The 15,876-nt window shown below is 61.0% G+C and carries 11 protein-coding genes; 6 read left to right on the forward strand and 5 right to left on the reverse strand.

Features of this window, described 5'->3' with window-relative positions:
* Nucleotides 1-5 precede the first annotated feature (5 nt).
* Both OXH60_00320 and OXH60_00325 read right to left on the reverse strand, forming a co-directional pair.
* Entirely contained in the window at nt 6-1,088 is a 1,083-nt protein-coding gene (locus tag OXH60_00320; GenBank protein MDE0710566.1) for a TRAP transporter substrate-binding protein, read from the reverse strand.
* A gap of 499 nt (nt 1,089-1,587) precedes the next feature.
* Nucleotides 1,588-4,911, reverse strand: coding sequence for a carbamoyl-phosphate synthase large subunit (locus tag OXH60_00325; GenBank protein ID MDE0710567.1), 3,324 nt, complete (start codon nt 4,909-4,911; stop codon nt 1,588-1,590).
* Nucleotides 4,912-5,190: 279 nt separating this feature from the next.
* On the opposite strand from OXH60_00325, the gene OXH60_00330 reads away from it, so the two are divergent.
* The 6 genes from OXH60_00330 to OXH60_00355 all read left to right on the forward strand — a co-directional run bounded on the left by OXH60_00330 (nt 5,191) and on the right by OXH60_00355 (nt 11,126).
* Entirely contained in the window at nt 5,191-6,183 is a 993-nt protein-coding gene (locus OXH60_00330) for a nitronate monooxygenase family protein (protein ID MDE0710568.1), read from the forward strand.
* Between the two features lie 333 nt (nt 6,184-6,516).
* Nucleotides 6,517-7,695, forward strand: a complete 1,179-nt coding sequence (locus tag OXH60_00335; GenBank protein MDE0710569.1) for an ABC transporter substrate-binding protein — start codon at nt 6,517-6,519, stop codon at nt 7,693-7,695.
* 87 nt (nt 7,696-7,782) lie between these two features.
* Nucleotides 7,783-8,718 carry a branched-chain amino acid ABC transporter permease gene (locus OXH60_00340; GenBank protein ID MDE0710570.1) on the forward strand — a complete coding sequence of 312 codons (936 nt, stop codon included), beginning with the start codon at nt 7,783-7,785 and terminating at the stop codon, nt 8,716-8,718.
* Nucleotides 8,719-8,744: 26 nt separating this feature from the next.
* Nucleotides 8,745-9,668: a branched-chain amino acid ABC transporter permease gene (locus tag OXH60_00345; protein MDE0710571.1), complete on the forward strand. Its 924-nt coding sequence runs from the start codon at nt 8,745-8,747 to the stop codon at nt 9,666-9,668.
* Nucleotides 9,661-10,425, forward strand: a complete 765-nt coding sequence (locus OXH60_00350; GenBank protein ID MDE0710572.1) for an ABC transporter ATP-binding protein — start codon at nt 9,661-9,663, stop codon at nt 10,423-10,425. Before OXH60_00345 ends, OXH60_00350 begins: the two co-directional genes overlap by 8 nt.
* Nucleotides 10,425-11,126, forward strand: a complete 702-nt coding sequence (locus OXH60_00355) for an ABC transporter ATP-binding protein (protein ID MDE0710573.1) — start codon at nt 10,425-10,427, stop codon at nt 11,124-11,126. The genes OXH60_00350 and OXH60_00355 overlap by 1 nt, the downstream gene beginning before the upstream one ends.
* Here OXH60_00355 and OXH60_00360 read toward each other — a convergent pair.
* From OXH60_00360 to boxC, 3 genes are read right to left on the reverse strand one after another with little or no spacing between them, the layout of a single operon-like run.
* Nucleotides 11,123-12,700 carry a benzoate-CoA ligase family protein gene (locus OXH60_00360; protein ID MDE0710574.1) on the reverse strand — a complete coding sequence of 526 codons (1,578 nt, stop codon included), beginning with the start codon at nt 12,698-12,700 and terminating at the stop codon, nt 11,123-11,125. The genes OXH60_00355 and OXH60_00360 overlap by 4 nt on opposite strands.
* Before the next feature lie 3 nt (nt 12,701-12,703).
* Nucleotides 12,704-14,167, reverse strand: coding sequence for a benzoyl-CoA 2,3-epoxidase subunit BoxB (gene boxB, locus OXH60_00365; protein ID MDE0710575.1), 1,464 nt, complete (start codon nt 14,165-14,167; stop codon nt 12,704-12,706).
* A complete protein-coding gene (boxC, locus tag OXH60_00370) occupies nt 14,124-15,809 on the reverse strand; it encodes a 2,3-epoxybenzoyl-CoA dihydrolase (GenBank protein ID MDE0710576.1) in 1,686 nt (561 codons plus the stop codon). The genes boxB and boxC overlap by 44 nt, the downstream gene beginning before the upstream one ends.
* Between the last annotated feature and the right edge of the window lie 67 nt (nt 15,810-15,876).

Below are 15,876 nucleotides of genomic sequence, written 5' to 3' on the forward strand. Positions count from 1 at the left end.
TCGGTTCAGCCCGCTCGCGCATTCAGGAATCCAAGTTCAGCCATCCCGGCGATCCCGATCGAACGCCGCCGGAAATCCGACCAGTTGTCGTAGATGCGCTGATTGATCTCATCGTCGGCGGCAGTTTCCGCCACGACCTCGTCACTCACCTCGAACCACCGAGCCAGGATGTCGGCAGGCAGATGCTCAATTGTGGCTCCGTAGTCCTGGATCAGGCGTTCGAGGGCAAGCGCGTTGTTGGAGGTGAATTCAGCGAGCATCTGGGTGGTTTCTGCCTCGGCAGCCACTTGCACGAGAGACTGAAGGCGCTTGGGAAGTTCTTCAAAGGCTTCCTTGTTGACCATCAGGGAGAGCGTGGTGCCGGGTTCGTGTACGCCAGGTCCGTAGCAGTAAGGCGCCACCTTGTAGAATCCGTGCGCAAGGTCCATCCAGGGGCCACCCCATTCCGCGGCATCGATCACTCCGGATTGCAGGGACGGCATGACCTCGCCCCCGGGAAGATTGATCGTTGTAGCTCCGAGCCGTGCAAGCACCTCTGATTGCAGCCCTGCCATCCGCACGCGAAGACCTTGCAGGTCCGCCAAGCTCTCCAGGCGCTTTCGAAACCAGCCGATCATCTGCATGCCGGCATTGCCCGCGACAAACGCCTTCAGGCCGTAGCGACTGTAGAGTTCGTCCCACAACTCCTGGCCGCCGCCATAACGGATCCACGCGATCTGCTCAAGCGGTGCCAAGCCGCCCGGAACGGAGCCGAAGAAAGCAGTGCTGCGGTTCTTGGAGATCCAGTAGTAGGGCGAGTCATGGCCCATCTCGGCCTTACCCTCACGGACAGCGTCAAACACTTCGAACGCCGGCACGAATTCTCCGGCCGCGAAGAGCTTGATCGTAAGCTCGCCATCCGAAAGCTCGGTAATGCGATCAGCGATGCGCTGGGCGCCGGTGCCGATGCCTGGGAAATTCTTTTGCCAACATGTGACCATCTTCCAACGGCGTTCACTGCGCGCGTAGGCAGGAGCGCCGATGGTGGTCGCCGCAGCGGTCGCGCCACCAGCAAGAAACGTCCGTCGGTCGAGAGGTAGATTTGACATAGATGGCCCCCAGCGAAGGCAAGCGCGAAAGCACCCGCTGCGAAGCATAGCCAGTGCAGAAAACTTCGTGCTGCGGGGATAGGGCCGGGGAGCACGTCACACGTCGGCTGCCCCGTGCAGGAGAAGCCGGGGGCGGCAGGCTCCGCCTGGGTACGCTCGTTCAAGGGCCTTGTTGGAATTGCGAACCGTGCAGCATCGCATTCCGAAGAAACGCGCGGTTCCACAAACTTAGAACAAGGCAGACAGGACCGAAGTGAGAGCAGACACAGACACGGAGACGGGGATCAACGGCTTCCGGACGGTCGATGAACAGTGTCCGTAGGACATGCTCGAGGGAACCGCCTCAGGATGGCGGGCCGGCCCAACCCCCCATGCTGCCGGATCTCTGCCCGTACCTCGGCATTCCGCGAGGTGAACACGGCGCCCGTGGTGGCTGCTTGGAAGGCCAGGAGCAGCGGCGTAGTGAGTGATCGAGGATCGGTCGCCTTCGGCGACACAGTCACCACGTGTCAATGCAAGGGCGTTTCTTGCCGGTACGGGGTGGGGGAGGAGGGCAGGCTCTAAGTCCCTCGACGATCCAACGGCGGGTATCCGCCGGATCGATCACGTCATCGATCTCAAACAGTGATGCCGTATTGATTGCCTTGCCTTGCTCGTACATCCCGGCAACACGTTCTTCGTAGCGTGCCTTGCGTTCCTCGGGGTCTTCGATCGCGGCGAGCTCATCTCGATATCCCAGCTTGACGGCGCCCTCGAGTCCCATCCCGCCGAATTCTCCGGTCGGCCAGGAGATGGCGAAGAACGGGGCGTGAAAGCTTCCGGCAGCCATGGCCTGCGCGCCCAGTCCGTAGGACTTTCGCAAGACGATCGTGAACATGGGCACGGTGACGCTGGAGCCAATCACATACAAGCGGCAGCAATGCCTGACCAGCGCAGTTTTCTCGGCCTCGGGACCGACCATGTTGCCAGGGGTGTCGCAGAGACAAAGGATCGGAATGTCGAACGCGTCGCACAACTGCATGAAGCGGGCCGCCTTGTCGGCGCCATCGCTGTCAACGGCTCCGGCGAGATGCAGCGGGTTATTCGCGACCAGCCCGATGGGGCGGCCTTCAATTCGCACCAGCGCGGTTACCATGCCTGCGCCAAAGCCCCGTCGCAGCTCGAGCACCGACCCTTCGTCGGCCAGGAGCTCTATCACCTTTCGCACGTCGTAGGTACGGAGGCGGTTCTCGGGAACGACATGGCGAAGCTGGCGCTGGTCGGCTGCCGACCAGTCCGTGATGGATCCCTGAAAGTACGACAGGTACTGCTTTGCGACCTGCACGGCTTCCGCTTCGTCTTCGACCTGGATGTCAACCACCCCGTTGGGGACCTGCACCTCCAGCGGTCCAACCTCCTCGGGCTTGAAGATGCCAAGGCCGCCACCTTCGATCATGGCAGGGCCGCCCATGCCGATATTGGTGTTGCGGGTGGCGATGACGACATCGCAGCAGCCCAGCACAACCGCATTCCCGGCGAAGCAGCGTCCAGACGCAATGCCGACGAGCGGCACGAGGCCGCTCAAGCGCCCGAAGAGATGAAAGGCCGGGATGTGCAGGTCGGCGGCAAACACGATGTCCGTATCGCCCGGTCGGCCACCACCGCCTTCTGTGAAGAACACCATGGGCAGGCGCCAGTTCTCGGCGAGGGCAAACATCCGGTCTTTCTTGTGATGATTGAACTTGCCCTGCGTGCCCGCCAGCACCGTGTAGTCGTAAGCCATGACCATGCAACGCGAGTGGGCGTCGTCGAACATTTCGCCGTTCACCCGGCCCATCCCTGCGATCAGGCCATCTGCGGGCGTCCGGTCGATCAGCTCTTCCATCGGATACCGCTGACGCCTGGCTGCGATCACCAGCGATCCATATTCAATGAAGGAGCCGGCGTCGATCAGGTCATCGATGTTCTCGCGGGCAGTTCGCTGGCCGGTGCGACGCCGGCGCGCCACGGCCTTGGGACGCCGTTCATCCTGGGTTCGGGCTTGGCGATCAAGAACTTCCGCAAGATCGGGGCGGATGTACTCAAGGTCGAGCGATGACGTTTCGTCCGCGCCCGATGCTTCCAGCGTGGCGGCATCTATCACGGCGACCGGGCTACCTTCGGCCACCGTGTCATCCAGGGAAACCAGAATTCGGGATACGTAGCCTGCGTGCCCGGAGGCGACCACGTGCTGCATCTTCATGGCTTCCATGACCAGCAGTTCGCCCCCCTCCGGAACAGCATCTCCTTCGGACACCAGGATTTCGACCACGGTTCCCTGGATCGGAGCTCGTACGGCGCCAGGTTCAAGCGTTGCCGTGACGGCAGACGGGGAAACCGTCTGCACCGCATTCTTCCCGTGATCCAGGACGGCAAGCGGATCAGCTGGGTCGATCTGGGCACCGACGATAACGGCGCCGCCAGCGGTTTCTTGCTCTGCACCGTCCGCCGGAAGTGCCAGCTGGTCCAATAAACCTTCCACGAGTTCTGTGTGCAGGAGCCCGGACTCGACCTCGGGTCGCACCAAGAGTCTTTGCAGGAACCGAAGGTTGGTAGCCAAACCGGAAATCCGAAACTCGCCCAGCGCCCGGACAAGCTTCCTGGTGGCAGCCTGATATGAGGTGCCGCGCACGACCACCTTGGCCAACAGCGAATCAAAACTCGGATGGGGAGAGAATCCGGTGCCCCCGTGCGTGTCCACCCGGATGCCCGGTCCAGTCGGCGGCTGAAACAAATGAGCAGTTCCTGCGGCCGGTCGCACCTGGCCGTCCGGTCGCAGAATTTCCGCGTTGACACGGGCCTGAATCGCGCAGCCCTGCGGGCGACGACCGTTGACCGCTTCCGACAGCGGCGTTCCTGCCGCTAGATCGAACTGCAGCCCGACAAGATCGATTCCGAAGACTTCTTCTGTAACCGTGTGCTCGACCTGAAGCCTGGGATTGGTCTCGATAAAGTGAAACTCGCCGGATTCTTCCAGTAGGAATTCGAATGTGCCGAGGTTCGCGAACTGGGCGGCCTTGGCCATCGACACGGCGCATTCGACGATCTGATCGCGCAGCTCATCAGGCAGGTTGGGTGCCGGTGCAATCTCGAGCAATTTCTGCCGCCGGCGCTGCAGGCTGCATTCGCGCTCGCCGAAAGCCACGACCGCGCCGCTGCCATCGCCGGCAATCTGGACTTCGATATGGCGCGGCTGCGGAACCAAGCGTTCCACGTACAGCGCCTTGTTGGCGAACGCCCGCTCCGCTTCTTCCTCGCATCGCGACCACTCCCGGTCGAGCTCATCAAGGCTGCGCACCGCCCGCATCCCCCGGCCGCCACCGCCGCCGGCCGCCTTGATCATGACTGCTTCGCCGTCCATCAGGGCGCCCAAGAACTCGCGAGCATCTTCGAGCCCGGTGCCCGCCGCCGTGCCTGGGAGTACAGGGACCCCGCATTGACGGGCAAATTCGCGAGCCCGGCTCTTGTCGCCAAAGAGCTCAAGCGTGTCCGGAGCAGGGCCTACGAACGTCTGCCCGTTTGCGGCTGCGGCGCTCGCAAACGTTGCGTTCTCGCTAAGGAAGCCGTAGCCGGGATGGATGGCATCGCAATCGGCCGAGTTGGCCGCCTCAAGGACCTGCTCGTGGTTGAGGTAGGCGGCCACGCCTCGGCCGGGGAGTGGTTGACGGAGCCAGTTATCGCTGCCCGCAGGAAAGGGCGAGTCATCCTCTGGATGGACCAGGACCGGTACAAGGCCTTTCTCGCAGGCCGCCCGCGCAATCCGGACGGCAATCTCGCCGCGGTTGGCAATTAGTACGCGCTTCAAAGCTGTCTCCCGAACGTCAACACTGGTTGTCGGAGATGCGCGGGACACGGTACGGTAAGGTGACCCGGGCCCGCAGCGGTACCGCCGCCGGTACCACCCCAAAGGGATCAGCCGCTACAGTACTTGAGCCTCCGTTCAATTGTGACTGTGGATCCCGCAAGTTGCAGTCGGGCCTTACGCTAGGGGCGCTGCAACGCTACAACGACGCCCGGAAGGACCTGCGCAGGTCAATCTGCCCCCACCTGTTGCTGCCAGCCTGCTGCTGACGAAAGGATTGCCATGCCGCTTCCATCCTATCTGGAGGGACGTCTCTCGCTGCCGTTGATCGGGGCACCTCTGTTCATCGTTTCCAATCCCGATCTCGTCATCGAACAGTGCAAGGCGGGAATCATGGGCGCATTTCCCGCGCTCAATGCGCGGCCGCCGGAGATGCTCGATCAGTGGATCGGCCGCATCAAGTCGGAGCTCGACGCCCATGCCAAGGCTCATCCTGGAGCGATCGTGGCGCCGTTTGCGGTCAATCAGATCGTGCATCGTTCCAACGAGCGGCTGGAGCACGATGTCGACGTTTGCGTCAAGCACGAAGTCCCGTTCATCATTTCCAGCTTGCAGGCCCCGACCGCCATCGAGCGGCAAATCCATTCATACGGCGGGCGAATTTATCACGACGTCACAACCATTCGGCACGCGAAGAAGGCTCTGGACGAAGGCGCGGACGGGCTGATCCTGGTCTGTGCCGGGGCAGGCGGCCACGCCGGGACAATGAGTCCGTTCGCCCTGGTCGCTGAAGTCCGCCAATTTTTCGATGGCCCGATCATTCTTTCCGGAGCCATGGCCACGGGGGGCCAGATTCTGGCCGCGCAGGCGATGGGAGCGGATCTCGCGTACTTCGGGACGCGGTTCATCGCATCGAAGGAAGCCAACGCCTCGGATCGCTACAAACAGATGGTGGTGGAGAGCCAGGCCGCAGACATTGTCTACACGAGCCTGTTTTCGGGAGTGAAGGGCAACTACCTGGCTCACAGCATCGCCGAGGCAGGTCTGGATCCGGCCAATCTGCCGGAGGCCGACAAGTCCAAGATGGATTTCCGATCACGCGGGAGCGTCGAACGGCGCACTTGGCGCGACATATGGAGTGCCGGGCAGAGCTCGGGGATGATTACGGACGTACCGTCGACCACGGAAATCGTCGAACGGCTTCGCCGCGAATACGAATCGGCCAAACAGGGCCTGTGGGCACAGAGCGAACCGTTCCTGGCATCTGCCGCATGACCTCCCCGGGACCGGCTCCATGTGCGGAACCGGCAAGACTGATCGACGAGCCGTGCTGATCCTCCAGGGTGTCTTCGCACAGCTCGCGGTGATGAGCGACAAACACGTTGTCGAACTTTGTGGAGGACAGTCGAGTCTGCTGCGCGATCCCGCGTCAAACCGCATTCTGAACCGTGCGGACGCGACGCATCTTTCCTTGAACCGAGCGGCGGTTATGGTCCCCGCCTGACGAACCGTTGCAACTGCGTGGTGTGTCCGCCCAAGGCACTGCCCCCTGATCGCTGGCGGGAGGGGCGGGCCCCGACCAGCCAACTTTGTCATTGGGAGTCGAACATGCGCGAGCGAATCTTGGGAGTGGCGGCAATTGTTGCGTGTATGTCCACTCCTGCATCGGCTGACATCAAGATCGGGTTTGTCACCACGCTGACCACGCCGGCGGCTGTCATCGGGCGCGACATGCGCGACGCGGTGGAACTGGCACTTGAGCACATCGATCATCGGATGGGCCAGGAATCCGTCGAGGTCATCTACGGGGACGACGAGTTCAACGCCCAGAAAGGGAAGCAGGCAACCGAACGCCTCGTTTTGCGGGACAATGTCGATCTGGTGACCGGCTATATCTGGTCCAACGTCCTCTTGGCCTCGGCACCGGTAGTCCTGAACGCCAATAAGTTTCTGATAAGTGCCAACGCGGGCCCCTCACCGATGGCCGGTCGACGGTGTCACCAGAACTTCTTCAATATTTCTTGGCAGAACGATCAAACGCCGATGGCGCTGGGCGAGCTGCTCAACCAGGAGGGCATCCAGACGCTGTATATCGTGGCGCCCAACTATGTTGCCGGCCAGAACATGGTGGCGGGTGTTGAGCGCAGCTTCACAGGCGAGGTTGTCGGAAAGGATATGACCGTCTGGCCTTCGCAACGGGATTGGTCGGCCGAGCTTTCAAAGATCAAGGCAGCTGGCCCCGAAGCGGTCTTCATGTTCTATCCCGGCCCGGCCGGTCCGGCGTTCGTTAAGCAGTATCAGCAGGCCGGGCTCATTGAAACGATACCCCTGTTCTCCGTATACACGTTCGATTCCATCAGCCTGCCATTGTTCCAGGACGCTGGAATTGATTCTGTGCTCGGGAGCAAGATGACGCAATTCTGGGCACCGGACATGGATAACGAGCAAAACAGGAAGTTCGTGGCCGCATTTCGTGACAAGTATGGGCGCTACCCGTCGTTCTACGCTGCTCAAAGCTATGATTCGATCTTCTTCATCAAGTCTGCAGTTGAGGCTGTGAACGGCAATATCCAGGATCTCGACGGCATGCGTGCAGCCCTGCGGAAGGCCGAGTTTCCGTCGGTGCGCGGCACGTTCCGAATGGGGACCAACCACTTTCCAATCCAGAACTTTTATGAGCGTAGGGTGGTGCTGGACACCGAGGGCAACTGGACCACTTCCGTCGGCCCGGTTGTCCTCGAGAACCACCAGGATCCGTATGCCGGCGAGTGTGCGATGGAAGGCTGACTCGCTGTAGCCTCAGCCGACGGCTCGCCGCACATGGACTGATCGACACGGGGTGGTTCCCGGTCCCTGACGGGAGCGCCACAGGCAATGGACTACGTCCTGCTAGTTGAACAGCTGCTGAACGGATTCCAGCTCGGAATCATCTTGTTCCTAATGGCTGCCGGACTCACACTGGTGTTCGGGATCATGGACCTGGTGAACCTGGCGCACGGGTCCTTGTTCATGATCGGGGCATTTGTCGGCGGGACGCTGGCGCTCGCAACCGATTCGTTTGTTCTAGGCGCCATCCTCATGGTGCCCGCCATGTTTGTCATCGGCATTCTGCTCGAAACGATTGCCCTTCGGACCCTCTATCACCGAAGTCATCTTGATCAGGTACTTGCAACCTTCGGGCTGATTTTGTTTTTCAATGAGGCCACGCGCCTGATCTGGGGACCGGAAGGGCTCGTGATCCCGCTGCCTGATTTCCTGGAAGGTACGGTGGCACTGGGAGCGGGAATCACCTATCCGCTGTATCGGGTTGTCATCATTGGCGTTGGACTGCTTGTGGCGCTTGGTCTCTACCTGCTGGTGGCCAAGACCCGGTTCGGGATGCTGGTTCGGGCGGGGGCCTCCAATCGCACAATGGCCGGGGCGCTCGGAGTGAACATTCCCGTACTGTTCACCCTCGTGTTCGGGATTGGGGCGGTCCTGGCCGGCCTGGCGGGCCTCATCATCACGCCAATCACCCAGGCAGCGATCGGGATGGGTGAGGACGTGTTGATCCTCGCCTTCGTCGTCATCGTGATCGGAGGGATCGGTTCGGTGCGTGGCGCGTTCGTTGCCGCCGTTCTCACCGGCGTGATCGACACGATGGGGCGGTCGTTCCTTGACTTGCTGCTGTTGCTCGTGCTGCCGGCCAACGCTGCCGAAGCGGCCGGCCCGGCGCTGGCATCGATGCTGATTTACATCCTTATGGCCGGCATCTTGTTCTTTCGGCCGCAAGGTTTGTTTCCCCCGCGCGGGGCGACGGCGATCCTGTGACGCACCGGTTGACGCCTGCAGGCGCCGTGACCGCCTTGGTACTGGTCTTGTGCGCAGCCATTCCGTACCTGGCGCCGGCGCTCGACGAACCGTTCTACGTCATCGTGTTCGCCCGGATCATGATCTGGGCCATCGCGGCGGTGAGTCTGAACTTGATCATGGGGTACGGCGGCATGATCAGCTTTGGCCATGCGGTCTACCTCGGCATCGGTGGGTATGCGGTGGCCATCCTGGGGTTCCACGACATCACTAGCGCGTGGGTGCAGCTGCCGGTAGCCGTCGGGCTAAGCGCCGTGGTTGCACTGGTGTTTGGCGTCATCTGCCTGCGCACCCGCGGCATCTATTTCATCATGATCACCTTGGCGCTCGCGCAGATGGTCTACTTCCTGAGCGTGAGTGCAGAGCGATACGGCAGCGACGATGGACTGAACATCCTGTGGCGGAGTGATTTTGGGACCCGCTTCTTCGATTTGGAGGACAGCGTGGTTATGTACTACACGATCTTCGCCGTGCTCCTGGGATGCCTGCTTGTCAAGTGGAGAATCGTGATGTCACGTTTTGGCATGGTGCTGCGGGCATCAAGTGCCAATGACACACGTGTTCAAGCTGCAGGCATCCCGACGTTCCGGTACCGACTTGTGGCATTCGTGATTGCCGGAATCATGTGCGGGCTCGCCGGATTTCTGCAGGCCAATCTCGAGCGTTTCGTATCACCGGACATGATGAACTGGCACCGGTCAGGAGAACTGATCCTCATGACGGTACTGGGCGGCACGTCAACCTTATTCGGCCCCGTCGTCGGGGCTGTCGTATTCCTCATGCTGTCCGAAATCTTGTCAACAATAACGATCCACTGGCACTTGGTATTCGGGCCGTTTCTGGTGATCGTGGTGCTGTTTGCGCGTGGCGGCGTCATGGGTCTGCTGGGATCGAGAGCGAGGCATGACTGAGAACACTCGGGATGCCGATCTGGTAGCGCAGGGATTGAGCAAGAGCTTCGGCGGACTTCAGGCGGCGACGGATCTCTCCGTGAGCGCTCGGCGCGGCGAGATCCACGCGGTGATCGGACCCAACGGTGCCGGCAAGACGACCTTCGTTCACATGCTTTCCGGTTTCCTCCGGCCCGACAGCGGCAAGATCGAGTTCCGGGGGCATGACATTACTGACCTTTCGCCCGCCGCCCGGGTACAACGCGGGTTGGCGCGGTCATTCCAGATCACCAGCGTATTCCGTGAGTTCACCGTGTTGGAGAATGTGGTTCTTCCCGTCCAGTCCCGACAAGGCCACAGCTTCCGGTTCTGGCGACCGGTGCTGAACGATCCGACCTTGCTTGAGCCGGCTCGGGCGCTGCTCGAGGAAGTGGGACTGGGTGATCGGGCCGAGGCCGTTGCCGGCCATCTCGCACATGGCGAACAGCGTCAATTGGAAATCGCGATTGCTCTGGCAACTAGGCCCTCGTTCCTCCTGCTCGATGAGCCGATGGCCGGTATGGGACCCGACGAGAACCGTACCTTGATTGACTTTCTGGGAGAGCTGAAGACGGATCACGGGATGCTGTTGGTCGAGCACGATCTTGACGCCGTGTTTGCCTTGGCCGATCGGATCACGGTGCTCGTTTACGGTCGGGTAGTGGCGTCGGGCAGCCCGGACGAGATCCGAAAGGATGCGCTGGTGCAGAACGCGTACCTCGGTGAGACACAGATGTGATGCTCGAAGTCCATGGTGTCGATGCCTTCTACGGCGACAGCCAGGTCCTGTTTGGCATGACCATCGCCGTACGATCCGGCGAGGTCGTGACATTGTTAGGCCGCAACGGGATGGGAAAGACCACGACAGTTCGGGCAATTCTGGGGATCATCAAGCCGCGCGCCGGAACGGTCACGTTCAACGGAACGCGCTTGGACCGGTTGCCGTCCTATGCCGTTGCGAGGGCAGGGATTGGACTGGTTCCTGAAGGCCGTCAGATCTTTCCCAATCTGTCGGTTCGCGAAAACCTGATCGCGACCGCACGGTCCCGAAGGCATCAGGGAGAGCCCTGGACGCTCGAACGGGTCGTTGAGCTGTTTCCGGCCCTGGGCGCCCGGCTCGGGAGTGCCGGCAATCAGTTGTCAGGCGGCGAACAGCAAATGCTCGCGATCGGCCGTGCCCTCATGACCAACCCGCAACTGATGATCATGGACGAGGCCACCGAGGGACTGGCGCCACTGGTACGGCAGGAGATCTGGGGATGTCTGGCCAGTCTGAAGGACGCAAAGCAGGCAGTCCTGGTGATCGACAAGAACGTCGAGATGCTGACGCGGCTTGCTGATCTTCACCACATTGTCGAAAAGGGCACGGTAGTCTGGAAGGGGACGAGCGAGGAGCTCCGCGGAAACACCTCGCTGCAAACGCGTTACCTCGGGGTCTAGGTCCGCAGGCGAAAACGCTGAATTTTGCCGGTTGCCGTCTTGGGCAGATCGTCCACGAATTCCACCCATCGCGGATACTTGTAACGGGCCAACCCTTCCCGGCAAAACGTCTTTAGTTCTTCGGCCAGTGCAGCCGGTTGGGCCGCAGGGACCTTCAACACGACGAATGCCTCGGGCTTGACCAACCCGTCGTCATCGGCGCGCCCGACCACGGCGGCCTCCAGTACAGCGTGATGGGCGACCAGGCGAGCTTCAATTTCCACTGGAGAAACCCATATTCCGCCGACCTTGAGCATGTCGTCGCTCCGGCCATGGCAGGTGAAGTATCCCTCTGCGTCCCGGCTGTATGAATCCCCGGTGCAAATCCACCCACCGGACAAGGCCTGAGCTGTGCGCTCGGGCTGATTCCAGTACCGGGACATCACAGAACCCCCTCGGACCCAAAGGTGACCGACGTCTCCGTCCGGAACTTCGGAACCGTGATCATCGAGGATGCGCGCTTCATAGCCGGGCACCAGCTTGCCACTGATCCCGGGCCTGACATCGGAATCTCGATTGGCGATGAAGATGTGAAGAATTTCCGTCGTCCCGATGCCGTCCAGAATCGCGAGGCCGGTCCGTTCCCGCCAGCCCTCAAGGATCTTGCCTGGCAACGGTTCACCGGCTGAAACACACGCGCGCAAACTCGACAGATTGGGAGATATCTCATCTAGTGTGCTGAGTTGCTGTGCGAACATGGTGGGAACTGCGTAGTAGATCGTGGGGCGAAAATGCTCGATATGCTCGAACATGTTCGTGGGAGCGGGACGCCCGGCGAACAGCACGGATTGGCCACCGGTCCACAAGGGAAACGTCATGGCGTTTCCCAGGCCGTAGGCAAAAAATAGCTTCGCTGCTGAAAAGTGTACGTCATCAGCAGTGATGCCCAGTACGTCGACTCCGTAGCACTGGCTGGTGATCACCATGTCCCGGTGGGCGTGGACAACCCCCTTGGGCGGACCCGTGGACCCGGATGTGTAGAGCCAGAAACAGTCCGAATCGGCCGCCGCTGGAGCCGGAAAAAGGTTTGGATCGGCTGTGGCCGCCAGGGCCGCGAACGTGTCGCCGGCTCCGTCCACGGGCATCTGATGAGGCAAGGGCGACGACAGCGCGCTGAGCGCGGTCTTTACTTCAGCACCGAACTCAGGAGACCAGAGCACGCAAGCTGCTCCGGAATCCTCGATCATGTATTTGAAATCGTTGGAACGGAGCAGTGTGTTGATGGGAACCGGTACGAACCCAGCCTTGATCGCGCCCCAGAACACGAAGAAGAAAGCGGGGCAGTCCTTGATCACCATGACGACCCGGTCACCCGGATGAAGTCCGAGGTCGGTCAACGCGTTTCCGGCACGATTTACCTGTTCGAGAAGCTCTCCGTAGGTGGTGTCTCCATCGACATCCCGAATTGCGACGCGGTCGCTCCGACCGTCCGCGACGTGGCGGTCGATGAATGCGACGGCGGCATTAAACGGGTCTGCAAACGTCAGCGTGGCCGGTTGCGCCGTCGTGTCGACGTCGACCGTGTTGTCATCCATGGCCTAGCGGAACAAGACGTATTCGTAGTCGAAGGGCTGGCCATGGATACCCCGTTTCGGCGGGGCGATCCATCCTGCAATCTTGCCGGGGTCGGTGACCGGAATCATCAGGGAGCGCACGAAGTCACGCTCTTCCTCCGTCGGTAGCCAGGAGTGCTTGCTGCGTTCCCAGCTCTCGGCGTCGAGCAGTTCGCCGCTGGGGGAGGCTTCGATCTCGGAAAAGATCCCAATTGACCGGTTGAACTTCTCATCAGGGAGCGTGAGTTCAAAATCGACGTCGTGCGCGCCAATGACCTTGTTGAAACGATCCAGACCGCGTTGGCTGTCAAGCGTGAAGTCACGGCGCAGCATCAGGTTCATGCCTGCACGCGCCGAAATGATCTGGGTCTCGATCCCACCTGGGCTCACTCTCGGAATCTCAAGCTGCGTATCAACAAGCCGATGGTCGTCGTCCCGTTTCTCCTCCTGATAACGACCCTTCAGGCCCATCCCGAAGTAATTGGCTGCATTGGTTGACCGTTCAGAGCCAAACAAGTCCAGGCAGATCGAGTAGTGGAAGTTGATCCACTTCTGAATCATCTGCAAGGGGACACCACCCACCGCGCGAACGTCATCGGTGTCGAACTCGCGCATCAACTCGCAGGTACGCTGCACCACCCGCATGAGACCCGTTTCACCGACGAACATGTGATGGGCTTCTTCGGTGAGCATGAAACGACACGTTCGTGACAGGGGGTCGAACCCTGATTCCGCGAGCGCCGCCAGCTGGAATTTGCCGTCACGATCCTGGAAGTACGTGAACATGAAGAACGAGAGCCAGTCGTCTGTCCGCTCGTTGAATGCCTGCAGAATCCGAGGTCTGTCGGGATCTCCGGCGTGGCGCTCGAGCAGGGCTTCCGCTTCCTCCCGGCCGTCACGGCCAAAATGGGCATGGAGCAGGTACACCATCGCCCAGAGGTGTCGGCCTTCTTCAACATTCACCTGGTAGAGGTTCCGCAAGTCGTACAGCGATGGGGCCGTGCGGCCGAGTTGCCGCTGCTGCTCGACCGAAGCCGGCTCGGTGTCGCCTTGGGTCACGATCAGCCGACGCAGTTCCGTGCGGTACTCCCCCGGAACCTCGGTCCAGGCGGGCAAGCCCTTGTGATCCCCGAATCCGATCACGCGATTCGCGTCCGGCCGCGCGAGGAAGATCCCCCAGCGGTAATCCGGCATGCGGACATGGTCGAAATGAGCCCAGCCGTCCGAATCCACACTGATTGCCGTCCGCAGGTAGACACGAAATTCGCTTGATTCGGCAGGTCCCATTTCGTTCCACCACCGAAGGTAGGCAGGCTGCCACCTTTCAAGCGCGCGCAGCAGCCGGCGATCATCCCCTAGGTCGACATTGTTCGGAATGGTTTCGTTGTAGTTCGCTTGCATGACTTCAGACCCGACCGCGATCAAACTCTGGTTGCTTCCCCGATCCATACAGTTCCAGAGCTCCTCCGCTGCCAACGGCGTTCGGACGCAGAAAGATCCAGTTCTGCCAGGCGCTCAAACGGGCGAAAATCTTGCTTTCGATGGTTTCCGGGCCCGGAAAGCGGAGACTGGCCTCCATGCCGGTGAGAGCATCGGGCGAGAACGCAGCGCGTTCCTCTACGGCCAGCCGAACCTCGTCCGTCCAGTCGATGTCATCCGGTGCAAACGTCACCAACCCCAGTTCCTCCGCTTCTTCCGCGATCAGATCACGGCCGACGTGCTCCTGAAGGACCTCCAGCGCGGACGCGTCGCCCAAGAAACGTGTCTCCAGTCGACTTAACCCGGTACACATGAGGAGCGGCCCGAAATTCATGCGGGTGGGACGAATCACTGCAGGCGGCAAATTGGAGCCTTCGAAAGTTCCCGTGAGCATAAAGGACCGGTCTGCTGCGAGAGCCAATTCCAGGAGCGTGCCGGAAAAACAAGAACCGGGCTCGATCAATGCAATCAGGGAGCGTGACGACACATCGATGCGCTTCAGTGTCCTTCGCAGAAAAAGCGTGATTTCGCGAACAAGCCAATGCTGGGAATGCTCCAGCAAGAAATCGTCATAGGCGGCGACAAGAGGTACTTCACCAGTGGTTCGAAAAACCCAGGTACCGATGTCGGGTTCGTTAAATCTCAAATGGAGAACCGCGTCATCCAGTTCGCGCGCAACGGCAAGCGCCCAGAAACGGTCGCCGCAGGCCATCATTTCTTCCGGACTGGCCGGAGGCGGGCTGTCGGGTCCGTGAAGCAGGAAAGTGGTGGTCCTTGCAGCTCGATCGATGGCAACCGTGAGATTGGGATATCTGACTGCCTCTGAAGAGATCACGCGGTCAAGTTGCGCAAGCGGCATGCCCTCGGCGCTAGTCGGGCGATCGGACCTCGCGGCCAGTGATTCGGCCCGGCCGCGGGCGACCTCCGCCAGTCTTGTACGGGGCGCTAGGGCATCCACGAGCTTCCAGTTGAGCGCCCGCTGCCCTCGAAGGCCTTCACCGGTGGTGCAAAAGAAGTCGGCGCGATCACGCCGTACGCGCCGCTTGTCGACGATGCGGGTGAGGCCACCGGTACCGGGCAGCACGGCGAGCAATGGCACCTCGGGCAGGGAAACCGCGCTGGAGCCGTCATCGACCAGCACGATGTCTTCGCAGGCCAGTGCCAGCTCGTAGCCGCCGCCCGCTGCGGTGCCATTGATCATGCAGAGGTAAGCTTGCCCGGATTGCGATGTAGCCTCTTCGATGGCATTTCTGGTTTCGTTCGTGAATTTGCAGAAATTCACTTTGTCCGCATGCCTGGCGGCAGCCAGCATCGGGATATTCGCTCCGGCAGAGAACACGCGGTCCTTCGCGGAGGTGATCACGACAGCCCCCACCTCCGGATGCTCGAATCGGAGGCGCTGCACGGCATCATGCAGCTCGATGTCGACGCCGAGGTCGTAGGAGTTGAGTTTCAACTCATACCCGGTCCGAATTCCTGCTTTCTCGTCGACATCTAGCGTCAACGTGGCGACTCGACCGTCGATTTCCATTCGCCAGTGCTTGTAACGGTCCGGGTGTGCATCGAAGTTGATGATCGGGTGCGGAGGTGCCGTCGAGGCCTGGTTGTCCATTGATGCCTGCGTATCCGTTTGTGGATGCGGTTCCGCGCTGCCGGTCGGCCGCCAGTATGCTCGTCCG

It is taken from the genome of Rhodospirillales bacterium (genome assembly GCA_028824295.1).
In the GTDB taxonomy this organism is placed as follows: domain Bacteria; phylum Pseudomonadota; class Alphaproteobacteria; order TMED109; family TMED109; genus VXPW01.

Bases quoted from the DNA above. Each gene is read 5' to 3' on its own strand.
- boxC (MDE0710576.1), bottom strand. From the start codon at position 15,809: ATGGACAACCAGGCCTCGACGGCACCTCCGCACCCGATCATCAACTTC.
- OXH60_00360 (MDE0710574.1), bottom strand. From the start codon at position 12,700: ATGGATGACAACACGGTCGACGTCGACACGACGGCGCAACCGGCCACG.
- OXH60_00330 (MDE0710568.1), top strand. From the start codon at position 5,191: ATGCCGCTTCCATCCTATCTGGAGGGACGTCTCTCGCTGCCGTTGATC.
- OXH60_00355 (MDE0710573.1), top strand. From the start codon at position 10,425: ATGCTCGAAGTCCATGGTGTCGATGCCTTCTACGGCGACAGCCAGGTC.
- OXH60_00335 (MDE0710569.1), top strand. From the start codon at position 6,517: ATGCGCGAGCGAATCTTGGGAGTGGCGGCAATTGTTGCGTGTATGTCC.
- OXH60_00320 (MDE0710566.1), bottom strand. From the start codon at position 1,088: ATGTCAAATCTACCTCTCGACCGACGGACGTTTCTTGCTGGTGGCGCG.
- OXH60_00340 (MDE0710570.1), top strand. From the start codon at position 7,783: ATGGACTACGTCCTGCTAGTTGAACAGCTGCTGAACGGATTCCAGCTC.
- boxB (MDE0710575.1), bottom strand. From the start codon at position 14,167: ATGGATCGGGGAAGCAACCAGAGTTTGATCGCGGTCGGGTCTGAAGTC.
- OXH60_00350 (MDE0710572.1), top strand. From the start codon at position 9,661: ATGACTGAGAACACTCGGGATGCCGATCTGGTAGCGCAGGGATTGAGC.